This is a genomic window from Serratia sp. CY44782 (assembly GCF_052168715.1).
GTDB lineage: Bacteria > Pseudomonadota > Gammaproteobacteria > Enterobacterales > Enterobacteriaceae > Serratia > Serratia nevei.
Genome location: NZ_JBJNME010000006.1, coordinates 25089 through 51746, shown reverse-complemented (window position 1 = coordinate 51746; position 26658 = coordinate 25089). Strand labels below are relative to the sequence as shown.

The following is a 26658-nucleotide window of genomic DNA, read 5'->3' as shown; positions in this document are numbered from 1 at the left end:
GGGCGCATGGACACCGGCAAACGCCGGCGATTATTCCGGCATCAGGCCGATAAAGGTGGTCTTCTTGCGCGGGCCGGTCATCAGCGCTTCCAGCTTCTCCACGCACTGCAGGTAGTGCGGGGTCTGCTTGTGCGCCGCCACCGCCTGCTCGTCGCGATAGGCTTCGTAGATGTAAAATCGCGTCGGAATCTGTTCGTCCTGCAGCACGTCGAAGCGCAGGTTGCCCGGCTCTTCGACAGCCCCCAGGTGATTGGCGCGAAAAACTTCGATAAATTCGTCGATCTTGTCCTGTTTAACGTTGATCTCAACCAAAGTGACGTGCATGGCAACTCCTTGTTTAAACGGTGCACCGTAAAGTGACTCTTTCCAACCATAGGTTTATTCCCGTCGATTGCCCACCGCAACGGCAATTTTGCCGTCTGGCTCACAAATCGCGCCGGCGATGCCTGTTTCTCCCCCGGCGGGGTAAGGCGGCGGCATCTATAGTTAACACTCCTCCCCCTGAGAGCATAGGCTATGGATAACTATTTGATGTCGCTGGACGCAGGAACGGGCAGCATTCGCGCGGTGATCTTCGATTTGGCGGGTAACCAGATCGCGCACGGCCAGGCGGAGTGGCAACACCTGGCGGTGCCGGGCGTGCCCGGCTCGATGGAATTTGACCTCAGCCGCAACTGGCAGCTGGCCTGCCAGTGCATCCGCCAGGCCTTGCAGCGCGCCGGGCTGACGGCACAGGCGATACGCGCGGTGGCCTGCTGTTCGATGCGTGAAGGCATCGTTCTGTACGACCGCAACGGCGTGCCGATCTGGGCCTGCGCCAACGTCGATGCGCGCGCCAGCCGCGAAGTCAGCGAGTTGAAAGAGCTGCACAACCACGGCTTCGAACGTGAGGTGTATCAATACTCCGGCCAGACGCTGGCGCTGAGCGCCATGCCGCGCCTGCTGTGGCTGGCGCATCATCGGCCGGACATCTACCGCCAGGCGGCGACGCTGACCATGATCAGCGACTGGCTGGCCAACATGCTCAGCGGCGAGTTGGCGGTCGATCCTTCCAACGCCGGCACCACCGGCATGCTGGATCTGACCAGCCGCGACTGGCGCCCGGCGCTGCTCGACATGGCCGGGCTGCGCGCCGATATCCTGTCGCCGGTGAAAGAGACCGGCAGCGTACTGGGGCGCGTCACCGAACAGGCGGCGCAGGAGAGCGGGCTGCTGCGCGGCACCCCGGTGGTGATGGGCGGCGGCGACGTACAGCTCGGCAGTCTGGGGCTCGGCATCGTGCGCGCCGGGCAGACGGCGGTGCTCGGCGGCACCTTCTGGCAGCAGATCGTCAACCTGCCGGAGCCGGCCATCGATCCAGAGATGAATATTCGCATCAACCCCCACGTCATTCCCGGCATGGCGCAGGCGGAATCCATCAGCTTCTTTACCGGCCTGACCATGCGCTGGTTCCGCGACGCCTTCTGCGCGGAGGAAAAATTGCTGGCGGAGCGGCTGGGGGTCGATGCTTACAGCCTGCTGGAAGAGATGGCGGCCAGGGTGCCGCCGGGCGCCTACGGCGTGATGCCGATCTTTTCCGACGCCATGCATTTTAAAACCTGGTACCACGCAGCGCCGTCGTTCATCAACATGTCGATCGACCCGGAGCGCTGCAACAAACAGACGCTGTTCCGCGCGCTGGAGGAGAACGCCGCCATCGTCTCCGCCTGCAACCTGGAGCAGATCGCCGCCTTCTCCGGCGTGCAGGCGCGCTCGCTGGTGTTCGCCGGCGGCGGGGCCAAGGGCAAACTGTGGAGCCAGATCCTCAGCGACGTCACCGGTTTGACGGTGCGGGTGCCGGTGGTGAAAGAGGCCACCGCGCTGGGCTGTGCGATCGCCGCCGGCGTCGGCGCCGGGCTGTACGAGTCGCTGGCCGAAACCGGCGAGCGCCTGGTGCGCTGGGAACGCGAACACCAACCGGACATGACCCACCACGCGCTGTATCAGGAACAGAAAGAAACCTGGCGGCAGGTTTACGCCGATCAGCTGACGCTGGTGGATAACGGCCTGACCACTTCGCTGTGGAAAGCCCCGGGGCTGTGAACGCCACGCGGCATTCGGTCATAACCTTATGCCGTTTTATTCCTTTCCCCTCAGCGCGGCGCAAGCCGCGTTTTCACTCGCCGCCGGCGATTGTTTCCCCTCAGAAACAGTGTAACCACCGCAAACGGATTTATCCGCGGCTTCGGCCTGCCGTAGATTGTGACTTCGGTCACACCGCGCCCCGAGCGCGGCCTGCGCATTCACCCAAGACGAGCGGCATTATGCTGAATAATAAAGATAAACCTGCATCATCCCCGTGGCCGGCGATCTTCTCGCTGACGGTCGCCTGTTTTGTCATGGTCACCACCGAGTTTCTGCCGATCGGCCTGCTGACCAACATCGCCCCTTCGCTCGGTGTCAGCACCGGCACCGCCGGGCTGATGGTCACCATGCCCGGCATCGTGGCGGCGGTGGCCGCCCCCGCATTAAGCCTGATTTCCGGCCGCCTGGACCGGCGTTTACTGATGCTGGGGCTGTCGCTGCTGCTGATCGTCTCCAACCTGGTGGCGGCGTTGGCCGTCAACTTCCCGATGATGTTGCTGGGCCGCGTGCTGCTGGGCATCTGCGTCGGCGGCTTCTGGTCGTTCGCCGCCAACTACGGCCGCCATCTGGTGCCGGAAGCCAGCCAGGGCCGCGCCACCGCGCTGATCCTCAGCGGCATCTCGGTCGGCGCGGTGTGCGGCGTGCCGGCCGGGGCGCTGATCGGCGATCTGTTCGGCTGGCGCGCCGCCTTCTTCGGCGGTGCGGCATTGGCGGTCGGCGTGCTGCTGGCGCAGCTGCGTTTACTGACCTCGGTGCCGCCTTCCCGGCCGGTCACACCGCGCGATCTGGTTCTGCCGCTGCGCCTGCCGATGGCGCGCATCGGCCTGATCGCCATCGTGCTGTTGTTCATCGGCCACTTCGCCGCCTACACCTATCTGCGGCCCCTGCTGCAACAGGTGTTCGTCCTCAGCCCGTCGGCGATCTCGCTGCAGCTGTTGGCCTATGGCGCCATCGGCCTGCTGGGCACCTTCCTCGGCGAGCGCCTGGGGGAATACAGCCTGCGCGCCTCCTTTATCCTGATCGCCGCCATGCTGGCAGCCATCCTCATCGTCTCGCCGCTGCTCAGCGGCCTTGGCGGCGCCACGCTGATGGTGATGGTCTGGGGGCTGGCCTTCGGCGCGGTGCCGGTATGCGCCACCAACTGGATGTTCGCCGCCGTGCCGCAGGCGCCGGAAGCCGGCCAGGCGCTGCTGGTATGCGTGGTGCAGATCGCGCTGGCCTCCGGCGCACTGCTGGGCGGCGAGGTGGTGGACTGGCAGGGCGTCAGCAGCGCTATGCTGTTCGGCGGCGCACTGATCCTCTCCGCCGCGTTGGTGTTCGGCCTCAGCTTGCGCTCCGGCGTGATTGGCGCTAAACAGTGTTAATCCTTATTTATCCGCAGAAACGCGCCCCGGCCGCCCTCGGGGCGTTGCGCTGAGAGCCTATGGACCATCATCTACTCGCCATCCGGGTGTTTAACCGCGTGGTGGAAACCGGCGGCTTTACCCGCGCCGCCGATTCGCTGGGCATGCCGAAAGCCACGGTGACCAAGCTGATCCAGAGCCTGGAAGATCACCTGCAGACCAAGCTGTTTCAGCGCACCACCCGCAGCGTGTCGGTCACCCGCGAAGGCGAATGCTATTACCAGAATACGGTGAAATGGCTGGCGGATTTGGAGCAGATGGAAGGCTGCCTGACCGAATCGCAAAGCTCTCCGCAAGGCGTGCTGCGCATCGACACCGGCGGCGGCACCGCACGCCGGCTGCTGTTGCCCGCCCTGCCCGATTTTCTGGCGCGCTACCCGCAGATACAGATCGATCTGAGCGTCGGCGACCGCGTTATCGATCTCATTAGCGACAGCACCGACTGCGTGATCCGCAGCGGCCCGCTGGCCGATTCCAGCCTGATCGCCCGCCGCCTGTTCGATCTGGACTGGGTGAGCTGCGCCACCCCGGCCTACCTGGCGCGCCACGGCACGCCGCGCCACCCGTGCGATCTGGAGCAGGGTTTCCCGATGGTGCACTATCGCCATCCGGTCAACGACCGCATCCATCCGCAACGCTATGTCGAGCGCGGCAAAGAGATCGCCATCCAGCAACGCTATCCAGTCAGCATCAACGAAGGCAACGCGCTGCTGGCGGCGAGCCTGGCCGGGTTGGGCATCATCCAGACCTATCGCTTTATGGCGCAGCCGCACCTCGACAGCGGCGAGCTGGTCAGCCTGCTACACGACTGGCAGCCGCCGCCGGAGCAGATGTACGTGGTCTACCCGTCCAACCGCCACCTCAGCGGCAAGCTGCGGGCGTTTATTGACTGGGCGGTGGAGACGTTTCATTAACCGCTCTCGCCGGCTATAGTGGCTTATCTTCCGGGCAACGAAATGGTCGCACCATGCGTATCGAACCTCTGCCGGCACATCGCCGGCGTATTGACGAACTGGCCGAGTTACTGCATCAGGAATGGGGTGCCTTTGCACAATGGAGCAGCCGAGACACCATCAGCCGGCGGCTGGCCGAACGTTGCACGCCCGGGCAGCGGGGCGTCGTGCTGTTGGCGCTGTCGCCGCAACAACAGATTCTCGGTACCGCCAGCCTGACGTTGTATGAACTGGCGGATAAACCGGAGCGCCAATACTGGCTGAGCGAAGTCTTCACTCACCCGCAGCACCGCGGCCAAGGCATTGCCCGTCGCCTGATTGCACGCTGCGTCGAACATGGCCGGGCCCAGGGCATAGACGAACTCTATTTGTACACGCCCGATCAGCAGGCGCTGTATCAGAAACTCGGCTGGCGCTCGCTGGAGCAACGCCAGATCGCCGGCGAAGCCGTCACGGTGATGAGCCGCACGTTGTAACCGCACGCAGTGTGGTATTATTTGTCGCATAGTGATTCACGACGGACGACCACCATGGCCTATATCCCCAAAAACTATGCGAAGCTGGAAACCGGCTACCGCGAAAAAGCGCTGAAACTGTTCCCCTGGGTGTGCGGGCGCTGCTCGCGCGAGTTCGTTTATTCCAACCTGCGCGAACTGACGGTGCACCACATCGATCACGATCACAGCAACAACCCCGAAGACGGCAGCAACTGGGAAATGCTGTGCCTGTATTGCCACGACCACGAGCACTCGAAATACACCGAAGCCGATCAATACGGTTCGACGGTGGTGGCCGGTGAAGACGCGCAGAAAGATGTCGGCGTCGCCACCCACAACCCGTTCGCCAACCTGAAGGCGATGATGAAGAAATAATATCGACAACAGCTTAATGGGCCACTAACTTATTAAGCTGTTAAATTAACAAAACCCGCCTCCGCATCGCCACTTCCCAGAGAATTCCTACTTACCCATCCGGGCCATCCAGCGCAAAATAAGCTGCGCAGTTAACGACATACTGGCTTGGCAAGCCGCCGCAGTTGGTGCATATTGTTCGCGAGTTGTTCTTGTTAACCTGTTTGATTATCAACCTAATAAGCACATTAACTTAATAAGTTATCAGCTTAATAACTTGAGAGATGGCAGCATGATTGTCCTGATTGGCTCGCAAAAAGGCGGCGTCGGCAAATCGACGAAGGCGGTGAATATCGCCGGGTATCTGATTCTTAAGCAAGGCAAGACGGCGATCATCGTCGATGCCGACGACCAGAAATCGATCATGACCTGGTACAACGACCGCCAGAACGTCGAAGGGCTGCCGCACATTCCGGTGGTGGCCGCGTCGGGCAAAATCAAGGAAACGCTGCTGGAGCTGGATCGCCATTACGACTACGTGATCGTCGACACCGCCGGCCGCGACAGCGCCGAGCTGCGCTCCGGGCTGCTGGCCGCCGATCTGTTCCTCTCGCCGCTGCGCCCTTCGCAGATGGATCTCGACACCGTCGGCTATCTGTCGGAGATGTTCTCCACCGCGCAGGAATACAACGAAAAGGTCAAAGGCTACATCGTGCTGAACATGTGTCCGACCAACATCTTCATCAATGAAGCCAACGAAGCGGCGCAGGTGCTGAGCGAATACCCGGAGTTCACGCTGGTGAGCCACCGCCTGTGCGACCGCAAGATTTACCGCGACGCCTGGGGTGAAGCCATCACCGTGCACGAGGCGAACAACGAAAAGGCGCAGAGCGAAATTGAATGCCTGGTGAAAGAGGTGATCCTGTGAAGAAACGCACCCCTACCCACCGCATGTCGGAAGACGAATTCATCAACAGCGCCACTTCGCACACGCTGCCGGTCACGGCGCCCGCGCCGGAAGCCAAACCGGCCGGCCGCAAGCGCACCTACAAGGCGATCTCCGTCAGCCTGACGGACAACCACATTGAAGCCATCGATGAGGTGATCGTGCAGGCGGCGCGCAGCGGCATCGTGCGTATCACCCGCTCCGACATCATCAAGCTGGCCATCGACGGGCTGGCGGAGAAAAGCGAAGCGCAGCTGCTGGAACTGCTGAAGAAGCTTTGAACGCACTACAGCCGCCGGCGAGCCACAGCCGGCGGGTTGTCATCACCTTCAGTTCCCCGCCACCGCGCATTGGTAGTCCTGAATTTCGCCGGCCGAGCCCAGGTTCAGGTCGGTCAACTTCAAACGGTTCGCCAACAGCAGCATCTCGCCCTGTGGGCTGACCGCCAGCGCCAGGCCATAATTGCCGATGCTGTCGCCCTGCTCGACCACATAGTTCTGCAGTAACCGGAAAGGATCTTCCTGGGTTAAATCGGTGCCCGCCAATTTTCTGGCCAGATATTGGTGGCCGACCAATTTCACCGCCAGTGGGCGCCACTGCTGATCTAATTGTTCCGCCTGCTGCCCCAGCGCGTTATAGACATCCTGACGCAGGCAGGCAACGTGAATATGCAGCTGATTCTGAGAGCGGCCATATTTCGAATTGACCGCCAGAGAAAGCCACGCATCTTTTAACGGTTTACCCAGCTCGCCGGATATATGTTCACGGTTATTCCAGGCCTGGACGAAATAAGGCGGCGCGTGCTCCGTCTGCAATGCCGGGCTCTCGATGCCGCTGACTTTTTCGGTTGGCATCACCAGATCGTGATAGGGGCCTTTGCTGTCCTTAAACAGCACATAACCCTCGGTTAAATCAACCTTTAAGCAGGGTGCCGGATCGTCGTTTTGCTGCTGATTGGGCACGCACTGTTGGCTGACGATTTGCCATAGCGCATTTGGATTGCCGCGCCCGAAGAACCACCATAGCACCGCCGCCAGCAGCAAAATGACAAGCAAAATAATTAATAGTCTGAAAAGTCTTTTCATCGCAACACCCTGTTTATCTATTCCATCCAGAATTAACGTCAGCATAAACCAAGGTTCTAAGTGCAACCAGAATATTATCCTTAACGTCACTTTTCATTGACGTCTTGTTATCAAGACAAATTTAAAACAAGGGTTCACCTGAGTAATTTAAAGTAAATTAATACCGCAGGTTGAATATGAGTGTGATATAAGCAGCCGGGACTCTCTTTATATAAGGAATCGATAAGATGCCAACGATGGGCAAATCCCTGCATTACCTCGACGTGGGCTCAGGCTTTCCGTTGCTGCTGGGCCACAGCTATCTGTTCGACCTGAACATGTGGGCACCGCAGTTCGAAGCGCTGGCGAAACGTTACCGCCTGATCGTGCCGGATCTCTGGGGCCACGGCGACTCACCGGCGCTGCCGGCCGGGCGAAACAGCCTGTCGGATATCGCCGCCGACCATTTGGCGCTGATGGATCATTTGGATATCGAAGAGTTTGGCATCGTCGGCCTGTCCGTCGGCGGCATGTGGGGCGCTGAACTGGCGGCGCTGGCACCGGAGCGGGTCAAAGTGTTGGCGCTGCTGGACAGCTACCTGGGCGACGAAACGCCGGAGGCGCGGCAGCGCTATATGGGCATGCTGGACGCCGTTGAACAGGCCGGCGCCATCGCGTCCCCTTTGCTGGAACATGTCGCTTCTCTGTTCTATTCCGATGACGTCCCCGACGCGCTATTGCAATCGCTGTTGTGTCAGTTGCAAAGCCTGCCTGCCGATCGCCTGCGCGAGAGCATCGTCCCGCTGGGCCGGATGATCTTCGGTCGCCCCGACAAGCTGCAGCTGCTGAAAAACATCACCGCCGCCAGCATCGTCATCACCGGTGCGCAGGATAAACCGCGCCCGCCGGCGGAAGGCCAGCGCATGGCCGATCTTCTCGGCTGTCGTCACGTGCTGATCCCCAACGCCGGGCATATCAGTAACAAAGAAAACCCGACGGCGGTCAACGAAACGCTGCTGGCGTTTCTGGCTGAAAGCACCACCCCGCTGTTCTGGTAAGATTCACCGGGCCGCCTGGCCCGGCGAGTCATTCCGCGCGCCGCATAAACCCGTGTCGGCTCAGGATTTCCTGCCCCCGTTCGCTCAAGATAAATGCGGCCAACCGCTGTGCGCCGTCATCCAACAGGCATAAACCGTAATCCGCCTCAATGTCCAGCGGCGGCGCCAACGGCCGTACCGCCAACGTCGGGTAGGCGGCTAAAGCCGGAGCATAGCTGGCGTAGCCGAGAAAAATATCTGCCAGCCCTCCGGCTATCAGATACTCCGCCGCCAGCCGGCCCGCCGGCACCGGGGCGGAATCCATACCCCCAACCAACGGCAGCGCCCGGCGGCGCAACGCTTCGCCTTGCCCCGGCCAGTATTGCTCACAGCGTTCGAAAAGCCGCTGCGCATAATCACCGGAAGGATCTGCCCCCGGTGTCGAGGTGGCAAGGCGCCAGTGCGGATCGAACAGCACCTCCGGCAGCGGACGTTCGGTTAATGCCGGCACGTTGCGAACCGTCACGCAGAGCCGATTGCGCGCAAAAATCTGCACCGCCCCCGCCATCCCAAGATCCGCCAGCCTTTGCGGGTGCGCCAGGTTGGCCGAAGCGAACAGCTGTGGCCGCTCACCATTCTCTATCCGTTGGCGCAACAACCCCGCCGGGCCGAATTCCGCCGTGACTTTTTGCCCGGCGTGCCGCTGAAACGCCGACAGCAGCGGCGCAAACGCCAACCGCAGGCTGCCGGCGGCAAACAGCAGGATATCACTCATCATGTCGCTCCAATTGGCTGCGATACAGCGGCACCAGCGTCGCGTAACGGCGGCCCGCCACCGTTAGCGGCACCCGTTCGATCGCCAGCTCGAACAGGGGCGACAGGGATTGCGCCGTTAACACCTCGCGGCAGGCCCCGAGCCGGCTGCGCCCTTCTTTGCCCAGCAACAAGGCCCGATCGGCCACCGCGTGAGCATGGTTGGGCTGATGCGTGGAGAACACCACCGCCAACCGCTGCTCCCGCGCCAGGCGGGCCATCAGACTCAACACCCGATCCTGGTAATGCAGATCCAGCGCCGAAGTCGGTTCATCCAGAATCAACACCTCGCAGCGCATCGCCAACGCGCGGGCGATCATCACTAATTGACGTTGGCCGCCGGATAGGCTGCCAAACTCACGCTCTGCCAGGTGCTGCAAATCCAACGACTGCAACGCTTCTCTCGCCAGCCGATGGTCCTCGGCTGACGGTGAACGGAACAGGCCGACATGACGCGCCCGCCCCATCAATACGATATCCAGCACCCGATAGGCGAACGGCGGCGCAAAGTGCTGCGGGACAAAGCCCATCTCACCGTGGCGCTCAATCTCGCCGGATTGCGGCGTCAGGCTGCCTAACAACAGCTGCAGCAGCGTGCTCTTGCCACGCCCATTCGGGCCCAATACCGCCAGCACTTCGCCGCGCCGCAGCTGAATGTCCAGATGCTGGAACAGCGGTGCCCCGCCCGGCCAGGCGAAACTCACGCCGCTGGCGGCCAATAAGGTGTCAGTCATGCCAGCCTCTCACTTGCGCGCGGCGCAGCAGCAGCGCAAACAGCGGCGCGCCAATCAGCGCGGTCAGAATGCCCAGCGGGATTTCGCTGCTGCTCAGCGTGCGCGCCAAATCGTCAATCAACAGCATGTACAGGGCCCCCAGGCAAAGCGAAGCCGGCAGCAGGCGCCGGTGATCCGGTCCCACCAGCCGCCTCGCCACGTGCGGGATCACCAAGCCGACCCAGCCGATGCTGCCGCTGACCGCCACCTGGGCGGCCACGATGGCGGCGCACAGCGTCAAAATCAGCCAGCGGGTGCGCTCAACGTTGATGCCCAATGCACCGGCATCCTCATCGCCCAACGACAGCAGATTGATGCGCCAGCGCAGCGCCAACAGCAAGCCGCCGGCCAACAGCAAAGGCACAAACAGCATCAGCAGCTTTTGCCGATCGGCGGTGGCAAAGCTGCCGAGCAGCCAAAACACGATGCTCGGCAGTTTCTCTTCGGTATCCGCCAGATATTGCATCAGGCTGACGCAGGCGGAGAAAAAGCCGCTGAGGATCACCCCCGCCAGTACCAAAGAGAGAATATTGCGCCGCGCAATGGCGCTGGTGAGAGTGAAAATCAGCAGCAGCGCCGCCATACCGAAAACAAAAGCCGACAGCAGCAGCGCCGCCAACGGCAAACTGAGCAGGATAGCCAGCGTGCCGCCAAACGCCGCGCCGGAAGACACGCCGATAATATGCGGATCGACCAGCGGGTTGCGAAAGATGCCTTGCAAAGCCGCGCCGCACAGGGCCAGCGCCGCGCCGGCGCCCATCGCCAACAGCACGCGCGGCACGCGCACGCCCAGGATCACCTGGCGTTGGATAGCATCGATGCCGGCATAATGCTGCCCGGTGAACGGCTCCAGCAAAATCATCAGGCTGTGCGTCATCGGCACCTGAAAGCGGCCAACGCCGAGCGAAAACAGCGCGCAGCACAGCGTCAACAACGCCAACCAGCCCAGCCTCATTGCCCGCTCTGGCAGCAGGTGGCGCGGTAATAACGTTGATAGTAAGCGTCGACCCGCTGCTGCAGATTGATATCGGCAAAACGCTGCGGGTAAAGTTTTTTCGCCATCCACAACTCACCCAGCGCCATCGCCTCCGGCATCGGATATCCCCAGGCCTTGGCGTACTCCGGCATCAGGTAGACCCGCTTATTCTTCACCGCGTCGATCGGCTGCCACTGCGGTGACGTCAGGATCTGTTTCACCACGTCCGGGTAGCGCTCCTGCACGAAAATCACCGCCGGATCCCACTTCAGGACATCCTCGATAGAAACCTGTTTAAACCCCTGAATGTCCTTCGCCGCCACGTTGAGCGCACCGGCGTGCCGCATCATCAACCCGGTATACTTGCCGGCGCCGTAGGTGGTGAGATCGGGGTTGGCCATATACACCCGCACCCGCCGATCTTCCGGCAGATCGCGCAGCCGTTCGGCGACCAGCGTGCGCTGCTGAATGACGTCCTTAATCAGGGCTTCGGCCTGAGGCTGACGCGACATCACTTCGCCGATCAGGCGAATGCCGTCCTGCAGCCCCAGCGTATAGGCCCGATCTTCATCGCTCAGCTCGGGGTTCATTTTGCCCGCCTGATCGGCTGCCTCGCGGCGCAGCGAGACCGCCACCACCGGAATGCCCGCCCGTTCGATCTGCGCAATCATCTCCGGCGGCGCGTAGTTGGCCACGAACACCACCTGCGGATGCAGGCCGAGCAGGCTCTCGATGTTCACCGAAGTCAGATCGCCCGGCATCGGCAGGGTTGCCAACGTCGGCGCCAGCCGCAGGTAGTTTGGCCCCAGCTGCTTTTTCCAACTGCTGAGCACGCCGACCACCTGCGGCATCGCATCAAGCTGCACCAACAGGTTCAGCGTCTGGTGTTGCAGCACCACCGCGCGGGTGATGCGATCGGGCAACGTCACCTGGCGGTTGAGTTGATCGGTGACCTGGCGATCCGCCTGGGCGGCGGTGGAAAACAAAACAAGCGCCAACAGCAGGCGCGGGAGAAAGTTAAACATGGCAGTGACCGGTTGATTATCGTTGTATAGTAAATAATATAGCGATGAGCATGGCGAAACAATCAGCGGGATCAAACCGGATGCGGGTACTCGGGAGGTAAAACGAGGCGTGAATGCGGCCCTGGAAGCGGATCCGTCGGTGTGACGACGGATCCCATCGGCCCTGAAAGGGCGCGTGAAGAAGACTTATTGACCGATAGACGTCAGACCCTGGCGGATCCCTTCGTCAGCCTGCTGGCACCATGTCTGCAGCCCCTGCGGCGCTTCTTTTTCCAACGCAACCACTTTGCCGTCGTCGTTCAGCACATTGCCTTCACGGCCCATCGCTTCGCGCTTGTCGCCGTCACGGGTGTCGACGCCGCCGGGAATAGCCGCCACGTAGGCCACCATTTTCTTGGCGTTGTCGATGCTGTCGGCTTTCAGGAAACCTTTATCGACGCAGTAAGACATCAGCCCGGCGGTATTGCGCGTGATGTCATAAACGTTTTTCAATGCGGCAGGATCCATTCCTTCAGCGTTAGCGGTGTTGAACAGGCCCAGAGTCGCGGCAATCATGCCGGTCAGAATGCTTTTTTTCATTGTTAACTCGTTTTAATAATGAAATAGTTAAGTTTTAATTATTCACAAAAAGAATGTGAACACCGCTACGGTATAACGGCGGCCTAGATTAGCACAACCCTAACGCGTTAATAACTGTGATTAAGTTAACCCCCAATAAAATAAAAACGCACCATAGGGTAATGACCTCCGCCCGGTATCATTTTTTCACGCTCGATATTGGCCGCGCGCAATTCATATTAAAAATAATCTCACCCAGGAATTATTTGCAACGGAAGTGTTGGCCTGCGGTCAATCGCGCTCCCACCCTTTGCTAAAATCACAGGCGTGACATAGCCTGTTAAGACGCGCCATGCCTTAGTGGGAGGGGATTCACATGAACTATTCCGTCCGGCCGCCGCAATGCGACGACAAAACCATTCTCGATATCACGATGAATTTATATCTCTATCCGGCGGTGCTTATCGCGCATCGCCTGGGCATCTTTGAATTTATTGCTTTGCATCCCCGCAACCTGACCGATATATGCGCTCAGGCCAATGTGGAAAGACGCCCGGCGGAAACGTTGGTCATGGCGTTATTGGCATTGAAATTGATAGACAGAGACGGTGAAACATTCTCTCTCACGCCGGAAGCGGAAACCTTTTTGTTAAAAAACAACCCGCATTATTTCGGCTACTTCTGGGATTTGATGGTTGAAAACAGCGAAATTTTCTCGCTGAAAAACCTGGAAAGCGCCATCAGAAAAAATACCTCGCAGGTGTACGGCGAGCAGGAGCTGTTTGAAACCCATACGCTCGACGCCGACAGAATGCGGCGGTTTACCCACGCCATGCACAGCCTGAGCATGGGCTCGGCCAGCGTTTGGCCGGCGCTGTTGCCCCTCGGCGCCTGCCGCGCGGCACTGGATATCGGCGGCGCCTCCGGCGCCCATGCCATCAGCCTGGCGGCCCACTGGCCGACGTTGACCTGCACCGTGTTCGATCTGCCGGAGGTGTGCCCGCTCGCCGCCGACTACGCGCGCCATTACGGTCTCAGCCAGCGCATCGGCACCCACAGCGGCGATATGTGGCACGATCCCTACCCGGCGGCGGATCTGCACCTGTACTCCAATATTTTCCACGACTGGCCGATGGACAAGAACCGCTTCCTGGCGCAAAAGAGCTATGCGGCCCTCCCGCCTGGGGGCAGGATCGTGATCCACGAAGTGCTGTACAACGATGACGGCGACGGGCCACCTGCCGCCGCGGGATACAGCCTGATGATGATGGGATGGACGCAGGGCCGCCAATACTCCGGCAGGGAAATCGGCGACCTGCTGCGCGACGTCGGCTTCGGGCCTGTTCAGGTGCTGCCGTCGCTCGGCTATTTCAGCATCGTGACGGCGCAAAAGCCCCAGGCTTAGCGGTTCACCGAGCGCGCCATGCGGCTGTAGGTATGGCGCACGCCGCGAATCGCCACGCTGTAAGCGAAAATGTTTTCCGGCAGCGCCAACCCCAGATAGCCGGTATCGCCGATATGGTGCAGGTCCGCCCCGGCCATTTTGCTCATCAGCGCAATCTGCCGCACGGTCTGCACGTCGGCGCCCTCTTGCGAGGTGCCGATCGCCGTCATCGCCAGCGCGCCCTGCCGCTGGGCAAAATTGATCAGTGCCGCCACTTTCTCCTGCGACATGCCGGGAATGGTGCCCGGCGCCGGCAACAGCACGATGTCAGCACCGTTCTCCACAAACAGCGCGATGTCCTGCTCACCGATCAGCTGGCTGCCGCTTTCGCGCACGATACCGGCCCCGTGCATCTTGCCGGTCACCAGCACCATCTCGTCGCCCACTTCATCGCGAATCGCTTTCAGCGCGGCGGCGATCGCCTGATTGCTGACGCCGTTGTTCGGGTTGCCAGTCAGCACCAGCATGCGCGCGCCGAGCTGATACAGCTTGCGGGCATTCTCGGCGGTGGCGGCGCGCCCCGCCGTCATCTGCCAGAAATCGTTATGTTCGGTGGCGAAGGCCGGATCGACGGCCTCCAGGTTCACGCCGATAACCCGCCCGGTCAGGCGCTGCAGCGTGCGCAGCGCCTCCTGCGGCGGCACGTCGGCGGGCAGGCCCGCGATGTGCGGATGATCGACGTCGAACAGGTTCAGCAGCAGCAGGTCGGCGCCCTGGCTGGCCGCCAGCTCGGCGTTGGTGACGTTATTGAGCAGCGGCTGAGTGACCGCGATGGTTTCGCTGACCAAAATGCGCCCTTCGCTGGCGCGGATGGCATAGAGCAGGTCGGCTTTGCCGATATCGGCCAGATCGCTGGCGCTGCAGTCCAGATAGCGTTTCATGAGGCAAGCTCCGATGACGTTAGCGGGAATGGATGCCCCCTCGCTCAGCGCGGCGAACGAGGGGGACAGGGTTACTTCAGCGTAAAACTTTGCGCCTGCACGTTGTCGGAGTCCAGGCCGACGAACACGTTAAATTTGCCCGGCTCCGCCCCCCATTTCAGGCTGGCGTTGTAGAACTTCAGATCGTCTTCGCTAATCGGCAGCTCAACCTGCTGCGACTGACCGGCCTTCAGCGTCACTTTCTTGAAGTTGCGCAGCTCTTTTACCGGCCGGCTGACCGAGGCTGTCACGTCCTGCAGATACAGCTGCACCACCGTGGCGCCGTCATACTTGCCGGTATTTTTCAGCGTGACGCTGGCAGTTAGCTTGCCGTTGCGCGCCATCGTCGGACTGGACAGTTTCAGATCCGACAGGCTGAAGGTGGTATAGCTCAGGCCGTAACCGAACGGATACAGCGGGCCGTTCGGCGAATCGAAGTAGCGCGAGGTGTACTTGCCCGGATTCTCCTTGCCGAACGGGCGGCCGGTGTTCAGGTGGTTATAGTACATCGGGATCTGGCCGACCGAGCGCGGGAAAGTCATCGGCAGCTTGCCCGACGGGTTGTAATCGCCGAACAGCACGTCCGCCACCGCGTTGCCGCCCTCGGTGCCGCTGTACCAGGTTTCCAGCATCGCGTCCGCCTGCTCGCTCTCCCAGCTCAGCGCCAGCGGCCGGCCGTTCATCAGCACCAGCACCAGCGGCTTGCCGGTGGCTTTCAGCGCGGCGATCAGATCGCGCTGACTCTGCGGGATCGTGATGTCGGCGCGGCTGGAGGCTTCGTGCGCCATGCCCTGCGATTCCCCCACCACCGCCACGACCACGTCGGCCTTGTTCGCCGCCTGTACCGCTTCGTCGATCATCTGCTGCGGCGAACGGGTGTCGAACGCCACCGCCGGCTCATACTCGTTCAGGTAGTCGATGATGCCTTTATCCTGCGTGACGTTGGCGCCCTTGGCGTAAAGAATGCGCGCCTTGTCGCCCACCGCCCGCTCCAACCCTTCGCGCAGGGTCACCGACTGCTTGACCACTCCGGCGGCCGACCAGCTGCCCATCACGTCGCGCTGGCTGTCTGCCATCGGCCCGACCAGCGCGATGGTCGCCTGCTTGCTCAGCGGCAGCGTCTGCTTATCGTTCTTCAGCAGCACCATCGTTTTGCGTGCCACCACCCGCGCCTCGGCGCGGTGCAGACGGCTTTCGGCGTTGGTGTCCTGCGGGTCGGAACCCGCCGGGCCCAGATGCACATACGGATCGGTGAACAACCCCATGTCATACTTGGTGTTCAGCACGTCGCGGCAGGCGCGGTCGATATCGCTTTCAGGCACCAGCCCGTCTTTCACCAGACCCGGCAGGTATTTGTCGTAAAACTCGTCGCTCATGCTCATGTCGACGCCGGAGGTGATTGCCAACCGCACCGCGTCGCGCGCGTCGGCGGCCACGCCGTGTTTAATCAGCTCTTTAATTGCGCCGTGGTCGCTGATGGTGATGCCTTTAAAGCCCCACTGGTCGCGCAGCAGGTCTTTCAGCAGCCACGGGTTGGCGGTCGCCGGCACGCCGTTCACCGAGTTGAGCGACACCATCACCCCGCCGCTGCCGGCATCCACCGCCGCTTTGTAAGGCGGCAGATAGTCCTGATACATGCGCAGCGGGCTCATGTCGACGGTGTTGTAATCGCGGCCGCCTTCGACGGCGCCGTACAACGCAAAGTGCTTAACGCTGGCCATCACCGAACCGGGCTTGGCCGGGTCGCCGTTCTGGAAACCGTCGACCATCACTTTGGCGATTTTCGACACCAGCCAAGTGTCTTCGCCGAAGCCTTCGGAGACCCGGCCCCAGCGCGGATCGCGGGTGATATCGACCATCGGTGCGAAGGTCATGTTGAGGCCGTCATCGCTGGCCTCCTGCGCCGCCACGCGGGCGCTGAGCGCAATGGCTTCCAGATCGAAGCTGGCCGCCAGCCCCAGGCTGATCGGGAACACGGTGCGCTGGCCGTGCACCACGTCATAGGCGAAGAACAACGGAATTTTGAGGCGACTGAGCTGCATCGCCTGATCCTGCATCACCCGAATGTCCGGGCGGGTGACGGTATTAAAGATGGCGCCGATCTGCCCTTTGCGGATGCCCTCGCGGATCGCTTCTTTCGGGTTATCCGGCCCGACGCTGATCAGCCGCAGCTGGCCGATCTTCTCTTCCAGCGTCATCTGCTTCATCAAATGGGACACGAAGGCGTCGCGCTGCTGGGCGTGAATGCCCTGCGTTATCGGCGTTTCCTGCGCAAAAGCCGGGCTGAGGGCCAGACCGGACAACATACTCACCACACAAAGCCATTTCATCTTGTTTTATCTCAGGCGTGTTTCCGCCGCCAAAGCCGCGGGGTTTAATCAGAGTGAAGAAACAGTTTGCCACACTCTGTTTCATCGCCAAGGGAATTCGCATCGGTAATGTTTACAAAGCATTACAGGTTATCGGCAGGTAATTCTGCAGCCGGGCGCGGCTGTCGGCGGCCTCCGCCGTCAGAAAATCGATCAGCGGCGCCAACGCCGGCGGCGGCGCCCCGCGTTCAGGATAGACCAGATAATAGGCCGCGCCGCTGCTGACGCAGAGCGGGAACGGCGTGACGACGCGCCGCACCTGAATATCCTCCTCCAGCAGGCACAGATCGCCGATGGCGATGCCGAACCCCTGCAGCGCGGCGCTCATCGCCAGATCGAGAGTATCGAAATGCTGAGCCTTGCCGGACGGCAGCGCATCGGCCCCCGCCGACTTCAGCCAGCGCAGCCAGTCGCGCCGATCGCGCGTCGGGTGCAGCAGGGTTTTGTCCGTCAAATCCGCCAGCCGGGGCACTGGCGGCAGAAACGTCGGCGTGCAGACCGGCGTGAGGATTTCGTCGAACAGCAGGTGCGCGGTCAGCTTTTTACCCGGTGGCCGGCCGAATACCACCGCGGCGTCAAACTGCTCGGTGCTGAAATCCAGACCGTGCGACACCGAGGCGGTCAGCTCGATATGCATGTCCGGCCGTTCATTCTGCAGGCGAATCACGCGCGGCAGCACCCAGCGCATCGCGCAGGTCGGGCATTTGATGCGCAGCGCCCCCGGCGGGGCGGCGGCACGCGTCAGCGCCTCGTCCAGCTGCCCCAGCGCCTGCTGCACCGGCGCCAGCAGCTGCGCGCCCTGCGGCGTCAGCGCCAAACCGCGCGCCTGGCGGCTGAACAGCGGATAACCCAGGCGCTGCTCCAGCCCAAGAATTTGCCGACTGACCGCCCCCTGCGTCAGGTGCAGCTCCCGGGCGGCATGGGTAAAGTTGAGGCGTTGTGCCACCACCACGAAGGTTTTCAACACGTCGAGCGACGGCAGGGATATCGGCATAGCGGGCCTCGATTAGGTATGATCGTAGTGCATGGCAAGTATGACAAACTTTCCCTTGTCCGCCTACGCCGACTGATGCTTAATCGCTCAACACTTCCCTGTTTGCCTGGAGCCCATCATGCAGAGCGCCTGTTCATCCCGCTCGAAGCTGCCGGACGTCGGCACCACCATTTTCACCGTCATTGGCCAACTCAGCGCCGAACATCAGGCCCTCAATCTGTCGCAGGGCGCGCCCAACTTCACCGGCGACCCGCAGCTGATCGAGGCAACGGCGCAAGCCATGCGCGCAGGTCATAACCAATACGCGCCGATGAGCGGCGTGGCAGCGTTACGTGCTGCTCTGGCGGAAAAAGCTGAACGATTGTATGGCGCACGCTATGACGCCGACGAAGAAATCACGGTGATCGCCAGCGCCAGCGAAGGGCTGTACTCGGCGATCAGCGCGCTGGTGCATCCCGGCGACGAGGTGATCTATTTCGAACCGGCGTTCGACAGCTATGCGCCGATCGTGCGCCTGCAGGGCGCCACGCCGGTGGCGATCAAACTGTCGCTGCAGGATTTTCGCGTCGACTGGGACGAAGTGGCCGCCGCCATCAACGGCAAAACGCGCATGATCATCGTCAACACGCCGCACAACCCGACCGGCGCGGTGTTTGACGAGCACGACATCGAACGCCTGACTGCCCTGACCCGCGACACCGACATCGTGATCCTGTCCGACGAGGTCTACGAACACGTGGTGTTCGACGGCGAAATTCACCACAGCATGGCGCGCTACCCGCAGCTGGCGGAACGCAGCGTGATCGTGTCGTCGTTCGGTAAAACCTACCACGTCACCGGCTGGCGCGTCGGCTACTGCCTGGCGCCGGCGGCGCTGATGGACGAGATCCGCAAGGTGCACCAGTTTATGGTGTTCTCCGCCGATACGCCGATGCAGCACGCCTTCGCCGCCGCGCTCGCCAACCCGCAGAGCTACCTGGGGCTGGCGGCGTTTTACCAACAAAAGCGCGATCTGCTGGCCAGCGCCTTGCAGGATTCGCGCTTTGAGCTGCTGCCCAGCCGCGGCAGCTTCTTCATGCTGGCCCGTTTTAGCGCCTTCAGTCACGAAAGCGACAATGATTTCGCCGTACGCTTGATCCGCGAAGCGAAGGTGGCGACGATCCCGCTGTCGGCGTTCTACAGCGACGGCACCAATACCGGCCTAATCCGGCTGAGTTTTTCCAAAGATAACGAGACCCTGCTGGAAGGCGCACGCCGCCTGAGCCAGGCGTAGTTTTTTGTCCGACCATGGGAAAGGGGCACTGCCTATGAAAGCTTTGAAAACGCTGTTCGCCGCCGGATGCCTGCTGGCCGCCGGCTCTTCGCTGGCGGCGGAAAACAGCCTGCGCTTCGGCCTGGAAGCGCTGTATCCGCCGTTCGAATCCAAGTCCGCCAGCGGCAAACTGGAAGGGTTCGACATCGAACTGGGCGATGCGGTGTGCGCCGCCGCGCAGTTGAAATGCAGCTGGGTGGAAACCTCGTTCGACAGCCTGATCCCGGCGCTGCAGGCGCGCAAGTTCGACGCCATCAACTCGGCGATGAACGTGACCGAACAGCGGCGCCAGGCGATCGCCTTTACCGACGCCATCTATCAGGTGCCGAACCGCCTGATCGCCAAGGCCGACAGCGGCCTGCTGCCGGACGCCAAATCGCTGGCGGGCAAACACGTGGGCGTGCTGCAAGGATCGATTCAGGAGATCTACGCCAAAACCCATTGGGCGCCAGAAGGCGTGGACGTGGTGTCTTACCAGGATCAGAATCAGGTTTACCTTGACCTGGCGGCCGGTCGGCTTGACGCCACGCTGGTGATGGCGCCGTCGGGGCAAAGCGGCTTCCTGTCGCAGCCGGACGGCAAAGGCTTCGCCTTCGTCGGCGAGGCGGTGCGCGACGACAAAATCCTCGGTGAAGGTATCGCCTTCGGCCTGCGTAAAGGGGATGAGGCGCTGAAGCAAAAACTGGATGCCGCCATCGCCAAAGTGAAACAGCAAGGCACGGTGGCGGCGCTGTCGAAGAAGTATTTCGGCGACATCGACGTGACGGTGAAGTGATAGACGGGGGCGGCACCGCCGCCCCCTCCCGCGTTTAGCGATCGAACACCGAACTGTTCAGCGCGCGATCCTGCTGGTGGCGCTCCAGCGCCAATTCGATCAGGCGCGTGATCAGCGCCTGATAGCTGACGCCACTGGCGGCCCACAGCTTGGGATACATGCTGATGTTGGTGAAGCCCGGCAGCGTGTTGATTTCGTTGATTACCACCTGGTTGTCCGGCGTCAGGAACACATCCACCCGCGCCAGCCCGAAGCACTCCAGAGTGCGGAACGCCTTCAGCGCCACCTCGCGGATGTGGTCGCTCACTTCCGGCGCGATTGCCGCCGGCACCACCACCTGAGCGCCCTGCTCATTGATGTATTTGGTGTCGTAAGAATAGAAGGCGTCGCTCAGCACGATCTCGCCGCACACGCTGGCCTGCGGATCGTCGTTGCCCAGCACCGCGCACTCGATCTCGCGGCCGACGATCGCCGACTCCACCAGCACCTTGTGATCGAAGCTGAAGGCCAGCGATACCGCCGCGTCGAACTCGGCGCAGTTTTCCACCTTGCTGACCCCGACCGAGGAGCCCTGGTTGGCCGGCTTGACGAACAGCGGCAGGCCGAGGTGCTCGCTCAGTTGCTCAAACGTGAATCCGGCGCGGTTGGCGCGCGTCAGGGTGACGAACGGCGCCACCGCCAGCCCGGCGTCGCGCAGCAGGCGCTTGGTCACGTCTTTGTCCATGCTGACCGCCGAACCGAGCACGCCGGCGCCGACGAACGGCATATTGGCCATGCGCAGCAGCCCCTGCAGCGAACCGTCCTCCCCCAGCGTGCCGTGCACGATCGGGAAGATGACGTCCAGTTGGCCCAGCGCGCCGGCGCTGCCCGCTTCGATCAGCTGTTGTTTTTCCTGGCCCGGGATCAGCGCCACGTTTTTGTTCGAGCGGTTCAGCGCGATCAGCGCCGGGTTCTCGGCGTTGAGCAGGTAGTTGGAGGCGTCGTTGATGTGCCACTGCCCCTGTTTGTCGATCCCCAGCAGCGTGACGTCAAACTTCTCTTTGTCGATTGCATCCACAATGTTTTTGGCCGACTGCAGCGACACCTCATGCTCCGCCGATTTACCGCCAAAAATCACCCCAACACGTAGTTTAGTCACGCCTTAAATCCTTCTGAAAAATCATGGCAAAAAAGTCGTTCATCACAATAAACGCATTGTCTGGCGGCGGCAATCGTTGTTGCCAGAATCTTCTTACGCCACAGAATGCCACATCGCCACCATCCAAAGCGTATACACTTCGTATATCGTTCACTTAGGGAGACGCCGATGGGCATCGTAAAAATTTCGGACGCGCTGCATGACGATCTGCGCCTCGCCAGCCTGACCATGACGCGTTCGATCAACGCGCAGGCTGAATACTGGATCAAGATCGGCATGCTGGCGGAGTTCCATCCGGAACTGACCTACCCGCAGCTGGTAAAAAAAATGATGAAAGATAATGCGCTGACGCTGAAGGAGATTGTCGGGTGAAACAGATTGTGATTAAAACGCCGGAAGAGATTGCCAAAATGCGCCATTCCGGCGCCCTGCTGGCGAAAGTGTTTGCTATGCTCGATGAGGTCATCGTCGAAGGCATCTCCACCATGGAGATCAACGACCGCGCCGAGGCGTTTATCGTCGACGAGCTGAAGTCGCGCCCGGCCAGCAAGGGGCAGTATGATTTCCCCTATGTGCTCAACACCTCAATCGACGATGTGGTGTGTCACGGGGTGCCGTCGGCCAGCAAAATCCTGCGTTCCGGCATGATTATCAACGTAGACATCACGCTGGAAAACAGCGGCTATATCGCCGACTCCAGCAAGATGTACTGCGTCGGCCAGGTGACGCCGCTGGCCAAACGGCTGGTGAACAACGTCTATGAATCGATGTGGCAGGGCATTCGCGCGGTAAAACCGGGCGCTACCCTGGGCGATATCGGCCATGCCGTCCAGCGGCACGCCGAGCAGGCCGGCTACAGCATCGTGCGGGAGTATTGCGGCCACGGCATCGGCCGTGACATGCATGAAGAGCCGGCGGTATTGCACTACGGTCACCCCGGCAGCGGTATGGTGCTGCAGGAAGGCATGGTGTTCACCATCGAGCCGATGATCAATCAGGGCGACCGCCGCATCAAGCAGAAGAAAGACGGCTGGACGGTGGTGACGCGCGACAAAAAACTGTCGGCGCAGTGGGAGCACACCGTGGCGGTCACCGCCGACGGCGTGGAGATCCTGACACTGCGCGACGAAGAGCGCCGGGCCGGCTACGCCGAGCGCTACTAAACCCGCAAGCCATTAGCCTGGCAAGCTGATAGCTTAATAAGTTATTTAATTGATAACCTCTTAGCTTATATGCGGCACTCCGGCGCCGCGGTTAAAGCGACGGGGATGACAGGGAGACAGGCAGCATGCAGTCAGGCAATCAGGCATTTATCAACCAGCTTAAAGACATCGTCGGCGGCCCGCAGCTGTTGACCGGCGATCGCAACACCGAGCGCTATCGCAAGGGGTTCCGCTCCGGCGAAGGCCAGGCGCTGGCGGTGGTGTTTCCCACCAGCCTGCTGCAGCTGTGGCGCATTTTGCAGGCCTGCGTGGCCGCCGACAAAATCGTCATCATGCAGGCCGCCAATACCGGCCTGACCGAAGGATCGACCCCCAGCGGCAACGACTATGACCGTGATATCGTCATCGTCAGCACCCTGCGCCTCGACCATATTCAGGTGCTGGATAACGGCAAGCAGGTGGTCGGCTTCCCCGGCAGCACCCTGCACCACCTCGAGAAATTGCTCAAGCCCTACGGCCGTGAACCGCATTCGGTGATCGGTTCCTCCTGCATCGGCGCCTCGGTGATCGGCGGCGTGTGCAACAACTCCGGCGGCTCGCTGGTGAAACGCGGCCCGGCCTATACCGAAATGGCGCTGTACGCCCAGCTAGGGGAAGACGGCCAGCTGCGCCTGGTGAACCATCTGGGCATCCGCCTCGGCGACACACCGGAAGAGATCCTCACCCGGCTGGAAAAAGGCGACTATCGCCCGACAGACGTCGAATACGGCGAGCTGCGCGCCTCGGATAACGAGTACGCCAGCCGGGTGCGCGACGTCGATGCCGACACTCCTTCCCGCTTCAACGCCGACAAACGCCGCCTGTACGAGGCCTCCGGCTGCGCCGGCAAGCTGGCGGTGTTCGCGGTGCGGCTCGACACCTTCGAGAAAGAAGGCAAAGAGCAGGTGTTCTATATCGGCACCAACGACACCGCGGTGCTGACTGAACTGCGCCGCCACATGCTGAGCCAGTTCGAAAACCTGCCGGTGGCCGGTGAGTACATGCACCGCGATATCTTCGACATCGCCGAGGTGTACGGCAAAGACACCTTCATGATGATCGACAAGCTCGGCACCGATCAGATGCCGCGCTTCTTCACCCTGAAAGGCCGCATGGACGCCAGCCTCAACAAGCTGCCGCTGCTGCCGCACAATCTGACCGATCGGCTGATGCAGGGCCTGAGCCATCTGGCGCCGAGCCACCTGCCGAAGCGCATGAAGGAATACCGCGAACGTTTCGAACATCACCTGCTGCTGAAGATGGCCGGCCCCGGCGTAGACGAAGCGCAGCGCTACCTGACCGAGTACTTCGCCCAGGCCGAAGGCGCTTTCTTCGCCTGCACGCCTGACGAAGGCAAAAAGGCCTTCCTGCACCGCTTCGCCGCCGCCGGCGCCGCCGTGCGCTACCATGCGGTGCACGCCGACAAGGTGGAGGATATTCTGGCGCTGGATATCGCCCTGCGCCGCAACGACACCGACTGGTTCGAAACCCTGCCGCCGGAGATCGACAGCCAACTGGTGCATAAGCTGTATTACGGCCACTTTATGTGCCACGTCTTCCATCAGGACTACGTGGTGAAAAAGGGCGTCGACAGCCACGCGCTAAAGGAAAAGATGCTCGAGATCCTCAACCGGCGCGGCGCCGAGTACCCAGCGGAGCATAACGTCGGCCACCTGTACCACGCCAAGGCGGATCTGCAGGCGTTCTACCGCACCGCCGATCCGACCAACAGCTTCAACCCCGGCATCGGTAAAACCAGCAAACGCAAAGGCTGGGCCGAAGACCCCCGCTAAGACCGCTCAATTAGCCCGCCGCCGCACCCGGCGCGGGCTTCCTCTCCCCCTGCCTGCCTCGTCGTGATCTTTCTGCCTCGTTAAAGATGTATTTTTATTGCAACTTATAAATTTCCCGATTACCATTCACCGCACAATCGCAAATGAGAATCAATTACAAAGCTGTCATGACGGATACATGGCATCCGCCGTGGCAATCACCGCGAAGTTGTTAATGAGAAGGAACCTACCATGAGTCAGACCCTCGATTCCGCCCAGCTGTTGTCCGCGCTCGATAAAGTGATGGTGATCTCCACCACCGATCTGCAGGGCACCATCACCTACGTCAACGATCTGTTTTGCCAGCTGACCGGCTTTTCCCGGGAAGAGCTGGTGGGCCAGCCCCACAGCATCGTGCGCCACCCTTCCGTGCCGAAAGCGGTTTACAAAGCGATGTGGGACACCATCAAGGCAGGCGGCATCTGGACCGGCATCATTCCGAACGTCGGCAAAGGCGGCGTGCTGTACGTGGTCGACACCACGGTGCAGCCGCTGTATGACGCCCAGGGCAATATCGCGGCCTATATCAGCATCCGCCGCGTGATCAACGACCTGATGACCGACTTCGAATCGGTGGAATTCGCCAAAGAACAGTTCGACAACCACTACGACAAGTAACCGCCATGGCCGACCTTATCGAACGCATCCTGATTGGTTACGGTTCGGAGTCGGGCAACGCCCGGGCGCTGGCGATGCGCCTGGGTGAACAAAGCAGCCTGCAACCTTACCGCCCCGTCGTGAAAGAACTCAACGCCATCCAGCCCGCCGATGTGGGCGAACGTGACGCCCTGCTGATCGTCTCGAGCTCATTTGGCGACGGTGAACCGCCCGCCAACGCCGAGCGTTTTTCCGACGCGCTGGCGCAATGGCCGGATCGCCACCGGTTGCGCTACGCCATCTTCGGTCTCGGCGACACCGCGTACCCGCATTTCTGCGGCTTCACGCAGGCGCTGGATGCACGTCTGACGCAATACGGCGCCCGCGCCATCATCAATCGCGTCGACGCCGACGTTAACTTCGAACCGTTCTTCGCAACCTGGCTGACGACGCTGGAGAAGGTGCTGGCCGGCGATGCCCAGGCCGGCCGCGATTTGCATCTGCGCGTGACCGCCTACGGCGAAGACCATGCGTTCAGCGCCGCCCTTCTCGAACGGCGGCCGCTCAGCGCACGCACGCCGCAGGCCTGGCACCTGCGGTTGAATATCGCCGGCAGCGGCATCGTTTACCGGGCTGGGGATACCGTCTATCTGTTGCCGGAGAACGACGAAGGATTATTGACCCGGCTGGCTGGCTGGCTCGGCAGGCCAGAGGCCGCTGACACGCTGCGCCGCCGGGAACTGCGCCAGCTCAGCAAAACGACGCTGCGCGAACTGGCGCAGTTGGCCGACAGCGAAGAGCTCAAAGGCTTGCTCAAGATCCGCCAGCGCAAAGCCATGGAGAGCTATCTGTACGGCGCCGATCTGCTGGACGTACTGCACGATTTTTGCCCGCCGCAGACGGTCACGCTGGAGAACCTGTTGGCGCTGCTGCCCGTTTGCCTGCCGCGCGCCTACTCCATCGCTTCGGCAACGCGGGCAGAGAGCCTCGACCTGTGCGTGCGCGACGTACGATATGAACGCGACGGCCGCACCCGGCGCGGCACGGCGACCGGCTGGCTGCTCAGCCAACCCGGCCCTTTCCGCCTCTTCTGCCGCGCTAACCCCGGCTTTTACCTGCCGCGCGATACCACTGTGCCGGTGCTACTTATCGGTACCGGTACCGGCATCGCGCCCTTGATAGGCTTGCTGCGCGAAATGGCCGCCCAGGATGAACGGCGCGAAACCGTGCTGATCTTCGGCGAAAAACGGCGCGATGAAGACTTCCTGTATCGCGAGGAATTGGCTGCACTGAACGCCGCGGGCGTACTCACGCGCCTCATCACCGCCTTCTCGCGCGACGCCGCCGCCAAATATTATGTGCAGCATGCGATCGGCGAGCATGCCGATGCCATCAGCGGCTTGCTGCGGCGGGGAGCGCATGTCTACCTGTGCGGCAATCGCCAGTATCTGGAACATGCCGTGGCGACGGCGCTGGAGCAAGCCTGCGGGGCGGAAAACCTGTGGCAGACGCTGATTGAGCAGCAGCGCCTGCATCTGGAACTCTATTGAGA

At 61.5% G+C, this 26658-nt stretch carries 27 protein-coding genes; 16 read left to right on the top strand and 11 right to left on the bottom strand.

Going from position 1 to position 26658, the window contains the following annotated elements; translation table 11 throughout:
- Positions 1-30: 30 nt before the first annotated feature.
- Positions 31-324: a (4S)-4-hydroxy-5-phosphonooxypentane-2,3-dione isomerase gene (lsrG, locus tag ACJ8HT_RS12550; protein WP_197652197.1), complete on the bottom strand. Its 294-nt coding sequence runs from the start codon at positions 322-324 to the stop codon at positions 31-33.
- A 192-nt stretch (positions 325-516) separates the two neighbouring features.
- Between lsrG and lsrK the strand changes: the two genes are divergently transcribed.
- The 7 genes from lsrK to ACJ8HT_RS12515 all read left to right on the top strand — a co-directional run bounded on the left by lsrK (position 517) and on the right by ACJ8HT_RS12515 (position 6558).
- Positions 517-2082 (top strand): autoinducer-2 kinase, encoded by a 1566-nt coding sequence (lsrK, locus tag ACJ8HT_RS12545; protein ID WP_195873573.1) that lies wholly within the window; start codon positions 517-519, stop codon positions 2080-2082.
- A gap of 221 nt (positions 2083-2303) precedes the next feature.
- Positions 2304-3488 carry an MFS transporter gene (locus ACJ8HT_RS12540; protein WP_197652198.1) on the top strand — a complete coding sequence of 395 codons (1185 nt, stop codon included), beginning with the start codon at positions 2304-2306 and terminating at the stop codon, positions 3486-3488.
- A 59-nt stretch (positions 3489-3547) separates the two neighbouring features.
- Entirely contained in the window at positions 3548-4441 is an 894-nt protein-coding gene (locus tag ACJ8HT_RS12535; protein WP_070914050.1) for a LysR family transcriptional regulator, read from the top strand.
- Positions 4442-4494: 53 nt separating this feature from the next.
- Entirely contained in the window at positions 4495-4956 is a 462-nt protein-coding gene (locus ACJ8HT_RS12530) for a GNAT family N-acetyltransferase (RefSeq protein ID WP_194572131.1), read from the top strand.
- A gap of 54 nt (positions 4957-5010) precedes the next feature.
- A complete protein-coding gene (yajD, locus tag ACJ8HT_RS12525; RefSeq protein ID WP_016928619.1) occupies positions 5011-5352 on the top strand; it encodes an HNH nuclease YajD in 342 nt (113 codons plus the stop codon).
- 271 nt (positions 5353-5623) lie between these two features.
- The gene (locus ACJ8HT_RS12520; RefSeq protein WP_038879975.1) at positions 5624-6259 is read left to right on the top strand and encodes an AAA family ATPase; all 636 of its coding nucleotides are present in this window, start codon (positions 5624-5626) and stop codon (positions 6257-6259) included.
- Positions 6256-6558, top strand: a complete 303-nt coding sequence (locus ACJ8HT_RS12515) for a hypothetical protein (RefSeq protein ID WP_084826618.1) — start codon at positions 6256-6258, stop codon at positions 6556-6558. The genes ACJ8HT_RS12520 and ACJ8HT_RS12515 overlap by 4 nt, the downstream gene beginning before the upstream one ends.
- Before the next feature lie 48 nt (positions 6559-6606).
- Here the strand turns inward: ACJ8HT_RS12515 and ACJ8HT_RS12510 are convergent, their stop codons facing one another.
- The gene (locus ACJ8HT_RS12510) at positions 6607-7362 is read right to left on the bottom strand and encodes a CDP-diacylglycerol diphosphatase (RefSeq protein WP_197652199.1); all 756 of its coding nucleotides are present in this window, start codon (positions 7360-7362) and stop codon (positions 6607-6609) included.
- Between the two features lie 236 nt (positions 7363-7598).
- Between ACJ8HT_RS12510 and ACJ8HT_RS12505 the strand changes: the two genes are divergently transcribed.
- Positions 7599-8399: an alpha/beta fold hydrolase gene (locus ACJ8HT_RS12505; protein WP_197652352.1), complete on the top strand. Its 801-nt coding sequence runs from the start codon at positions 7599-7601 to the stop codon at positions 8397-8399.
- Between the two features lie 28 nt (positions 8400-8427).
- On the opposite strand, the gene ACJ8HT_RS12500 is transcribed toward ACJ8HT_RS12505, so the two are convergent.
- The 5 genes from ACJ8HT_RS12500 to ACJ8HT_RS12480 all read right to left on the bottom strand — a co-directional run bounded on the left by ACJ8HT_RS12500 (position 8428) and on the right by ACJ8HT_RS12480 (position 12544).
- The gene (locus ACJ8HT_RS12500; protein ID WP_077267524.1) at positions 8428-9153 is read right to left on the bottom strand and encodes a substrate-binding domain-containing protein; all 726 of its coding nucleotides are present in this window, start codon (positions 9151-9153) and stop codon (positions 8428-8430) included.
- Positions 9146-9925 (bottom strand): ABC transporter ATP-binding protein, encoded by a 780-nt coding sequence (locus tag ACJ8HT_RS12495; protein WP_089185661.1) that lies wholly within the window; start codon positions 9923-9925, stop codon positions 9146-9148. Before ACJ8HT_RS12495 ends, ACJ8HT_RS12500 begins: the two co-directional genes overlap by 8 nt.
- On the bottom strand, positions 9918-10919 hold the full coding sequence (locus tag ACJ8HT_RS12490) for a FecCD family ABC transporter permease (protein ID WP_197652200.1): 1002 nt from the start codon (positions 10917-10919) through the stop codon (positions 9918-9920). The genes ACJ8HT_RS12495 and ACJ8HT_RS12490 overlap by 8 nt, the downstream gene beginning before the upstream one ends.
- Positions 10916-11965 (bottom strand): ABC transporter substrate-binding protein, encoded by a 1050-nt coding sequence (locus ACJ8HT_RS12485; protein ID WP_197652201.1) that lies wholly within the window; start codon positions 11963-11965, stop codon positions 10916-10918. The genes ACJ8HT_RS12490 and ACJ8HT_RS12485 overlap by 4 nt, the downstream gene beginning before the upstream one ends.
- 186 nt (positions 11966-12151) lie before the next feature.
- A complete protein-coding gene (locus ACJ8HT_RS12480) occupies positions 12152-12544 on the bottom strand; it encodes a hypothetical protein (protein WP_060421050.1) in 393 nt (130 codons plus the stop codon).
- Positions 12545-12899: 355 nt separating this feature from the next.
- Between ACJ8HT_RS12480 and ACJ8HT_RS12475 the strand changes: the two genes are divergently transcribed.
- Complete coding sequence (locus ACJ8HT_RS12475) at positions 12900-13928, top strand: methyltransferase (RefSeq protein WP_197652202.1); 1029 nt, start codon at positions 12900-12902, stop codon at positions 13926-13928.
- Here ACJ8HT_RS12475 and ACJ8HT_RS12470 read toward each other — a convergent pair.
- From ACJ8HT_RS12470 to ACJ8HT_RS12460, 3 genes are all read right to left on the bottom strand, one after another.
- Positions 13925-14848: a DUF7916 family protein gene (locus ACJ8HT_RS12470; protein WP_142109464.1), complete on the bottom strand. Its 924-nt coding sequence runs from the start codon at positions 14846-14848 to the stop codon at positions 13925-13927. The genes ACJ8HT_RS12475 and ACJ8HT_RS12470 overlap by 4 nt on opposite strands.
- 71 nt (positions 14849-14919) lie before the next feature.
- Positions 14920-17217, bottom strand: a complete 2298-nt coding sequence (gene bglX, locus ACJ8HT_RS12465) for a beta-glucosidase BglX (RefSeq protein WP_070914057.1) — start codon at positions 17215-17217, stop codon at positions 14920-14922.
- Between the two features lie 112 nt (positions 17218-17329).
- Positions 17330-18250 carry a LysR substrate-binding domain-containing protein gene (locus ACJ8HT_RS12460; RefSeq protein WP_197652203.1) on the bottom strand — a complete coding sequence of 307 codons (921 nt, stop codon included), beginning with the start codon at positions 18248-18250 and terminating at the stop codon, positions 17330-17332.
- A gap of 118 nt (positions 18251-18368) precedes the next feature.
- Here ACJ8HT_RS12460 and ACJ8HT_RS12455 point away from each other — a divergent pair, with 118 nt between their 5' ends.
- Together ACJ8HT_RS12455 and ACJ8HT_RS12450 are read left to right on the top strand one after the other, a co-directional pair.
- Positions 18369-19523 (top strand): methionine aminotransferase, encoded by a 1155-nt coding sequence (locus ACJ8HT_RS12455; protein WP_197652204.1) that lies wholly within the window; start codon positions 18369-18371, stop codon positions 19521-19523.
- 34 nt (positions 19524-19557) lie between these two features.
- Positions 19558-20337 (top strand): ABC transporter substrate-binding protein, encoded by a 780-nt coding sequence (locus ACJ8HT_RS12450; RefSeq protein WP_197652205.1) that lies wholly within the window; start codon positions 19558-19560, stop codon positions 20335-20337.
- A 34-nt stretch (positions 20338-20371) separates the two neighbouring features.
- On the opposite strand, the gene ddlA is transcribed toward ACJ8HT_RS12450, so the two are convergent.
- Complete coding sequence (ddlA, locus tag ACJ8HT_RS12445; RefSeq protein WP_197652206.1) at positions 20372-21475, bottom strand: D-alanine--D-alanine ligase; 1104 nt, start codon at positions 21473-21475, stop codon at positions 20372-20374.
- A 168-nt stretch (positions 21476-21643) separates the two neighbouring features.
- Between ddlA and ACJ8HT_RS12440 the strand changes: the two genes are divergently transcribed.
- The 5 genes from ACJ8HT_RS12440 (at position 21644) to ACJ8HT_RS12420 (ending at position 26656) form a co-directional block, all read left to right on the top strand.
- On the top strand, positions 21644-21847 hold the full coding sequence (locus ACJ8HT_RS12440) for a ParD-like family protein (protein ID WP_006324220.1): 204 nt from the start codon (positions 21644-21646) through the stop codon (positions 21845-21847).
- Positions 21844-22638: a type I methionyl aminopeptidase gene (map, locus tag ACJ8HT_RS12435; RefSeq protein ID WP_197652207.1), complete on the top strand. Its 795-nt coding sequence runs from the start codon at positions 21844-21846 to the stop codon at positions 22636-22638. Before ACJ8HT_RS12440 ends, map begins: the two co-directional genes overlap by 4 nt.
- A 125-nt stretch (positions 22639-22763) precedes the next feature.
- A complete protein-coding gene (gene dld / locus ACJ8HT_RS12430; RefSeq protein WP_197652208.1) occupies positions 22764-24470 on the top strand; it encodes a D-lactate dehydrogenase in 1707 nt (568 codons plus the stop codon).
- A 231-nt stretch (positions 24471-24701) separates the two neighbouring features.
- A complete protein-coding gene (locus ACJ8HT_RS12425; protein WP_060421025.1) occupies positions 24702-25127 on the top strand; it encodes a PAS domain-containing protein in 426 nt (141 codons plus the stop codon).
- A 5-nt stretch (positions 25128-25132) separates the two neighbouring features.
- The gene (locus ACJ8HT_RS12420; protein ID WP_197652209.1) at positions 25133-26656 is read left to right on the top strand and encodes a flavodoxin domain-containing protein; all 1524 of its coding nucleotides are present in this window, start codon (positions 25133-25135) and stop codon (positions 26654-26656) included.
- Positions 26657-26658 lie beyond the last annotated feature (2 nt).

Bases quoted from the DNA above. Each gene is read 5' to 3' on its own strand.
- lsrG (WP_197652197.1), bottom strand. From the start codon at position 324: ATGCACGTCACTTTGGTTGAGATCAACGTTAAACAGGACAAGATCGAC.
- lsrK (WP_195873573.1), top strand. From the start codon at position 517: ATGGATAACTATTTGATGTCGCTGGACGCAGGAACGGGCAGCATTCGC.
- ACJ8HT_RS12540 (WP_197652198.1), top strand. From the start codon at position 2,304: ATGCTGAATAATAAAGATAAACCTGCATCATCCCCGTGGCCGGCGATC.
- ACJ8HT_RS12535 (WP_070914050.1), top strand. From the start codon at position 3,548: ATGGACCATCATCTACTCGCCATCCGGGTGTTTAACCGCGTGGTGGAA.
- ACJ8HT_RS12530 (WP_194572131.1), top strand. From the start codon at position 4,495: ATGCGTATCGAACCTCTGCCGGCACATCGCCGGCGTATTGACGAACTG.
- yajD (WP_016928619.1), top strand. From the start codon at position 5,011: ATGGCCTATATCCCCAAAAACTATGCGAAGCTGGAAACCGGCTACCGC.
- ACJ8HT_RS12520 (WP_038879975.1), top strand. From the start codon at position 5,624: ATGATTGTCCTGATTGGCTCGCAAAAAGGCGGCGTCGGCAAATCGACG.
- ACJ8HT_RS12510 (WP_197652199.1), bottom strand. From the start codon at position 7,362: ATGAAAAGACTTTTCAGACTATTAATTATTTTGCTTGTCATTTTGCTG.
- ACJ8HT_RS12505 (WP_197652352.1), top strand. From the start codon at position 7,599: ATGGGCAAATCCCTGCATTACCTCGACGTGGGCTCAGGCTTTCCGTTG.
- ACJ8HT_RS12500 (WP_077267524.1), bottom strand. From the start codon at position 9,153: ATGAGTGATATCCTGCTGTTTGCCGCCGGCAGCCTGCGGTTGGCGTTT.
- ACJ8HT_RS12495 (WP_089185661.1), bottom strand. From the start codon at position 9,925: ATGACTGACACCTTATTGGCCGCCAGCGGCGTGAGTTTCGCCTGGCCG.
- ACJ8HT_RS12490 (WP_197652200.1), bottom strand. From the start codon at position 10,919: ATGAGGCTGGGCTGGTTGGCGTTGTTGACGCTGTGCTGCGCGCTGTTT.
- ACJ8HT_RS12485 (WP_197652201.1), bottom strand. From the start codon at position 11,965: ATGTTTAACTTTCTCCCGCGCCTGCTGTTGGCGCTTGTTTTGTTTTCC.
- ACJ8HT_RS12480 (WP_060421050.1), bottom strand. From the start codon at position 12,544: ATGAAAAAAAGCATTCTGACCGGCATGATTGCCGCGACTCTGGGCCTG.
- ACJ8HT_RS12475 (WP_197652202.1), top strand. From the start codon at position 12,900: ATGAACTATTCCGTCCGGCCGCCGCAATGCGACGACAAAACCATTCTC.
- ACJ8HT_RS12470 (WP_142109464.1), bottom strand. From the start codon at position 14,848: ATGAAACGCTATCTGGACTGCAGCGCCAGCGATCTGGCCGATATCGGC.
- bglX (WP_070914057.1), bottom strand. From the start codon at position 17,217: ATGAAATGGCTTTGTGTGGTGAGTATGTTGTCCGGTCTGGCCCTCAGC.
- ACJ8HT_RS12460 (WP_197652203.1), bottom strand. From the start codon at position 18,250: ATGCCGATATCCCTGCCGTCGCTCGACGTGTTGAAAACCTTCGTGGTG.
- ACJ8HT_RS12455 (WP_197652204.1), top strand. From the start codon at position 18,369: ATGCAGAGCGCCTGTTCATCCCGCTCGAAGCTGCCGGACGTCGGCACC.
- ACJ8HT_RS12450 (WP_197652205.1), top strand. From the start codon at position 19,558: ATGAAAGCTTTGAAAACGCTGTTCGCCGCCGGATGCCTGCTGGCCGCC.
- ACJ8HT_RS12440 (WP_006324220.1), top strand. From the start codon at position 21,644: ATGGGCATCGTAAAAATTTCGGACGCGCTGCATGACGATCTGCGCCTC.
- dld (WP_197652208.1), top strand. From the start codon at position 22,764: ATGCAGTCAGGCAATCAGGCATTTATCAACCAGCTTAAAGACATCGTC.
- ACJ8HT_RS12425 (WP_060421025.1), top strand. From the start codon at position 24,702: ATGAGTCAGACCCTCGATTCCGCCCAGCTGTTGTCCGCGCTCGATAAA.
- ACJ8HT_RS12420 (WP_197652209.1), top strand. From the start codon at position 25,133: ATGGCCGACCTTATCGAACGCATCCTGATTGGTTACGGTTCGGAGTCG.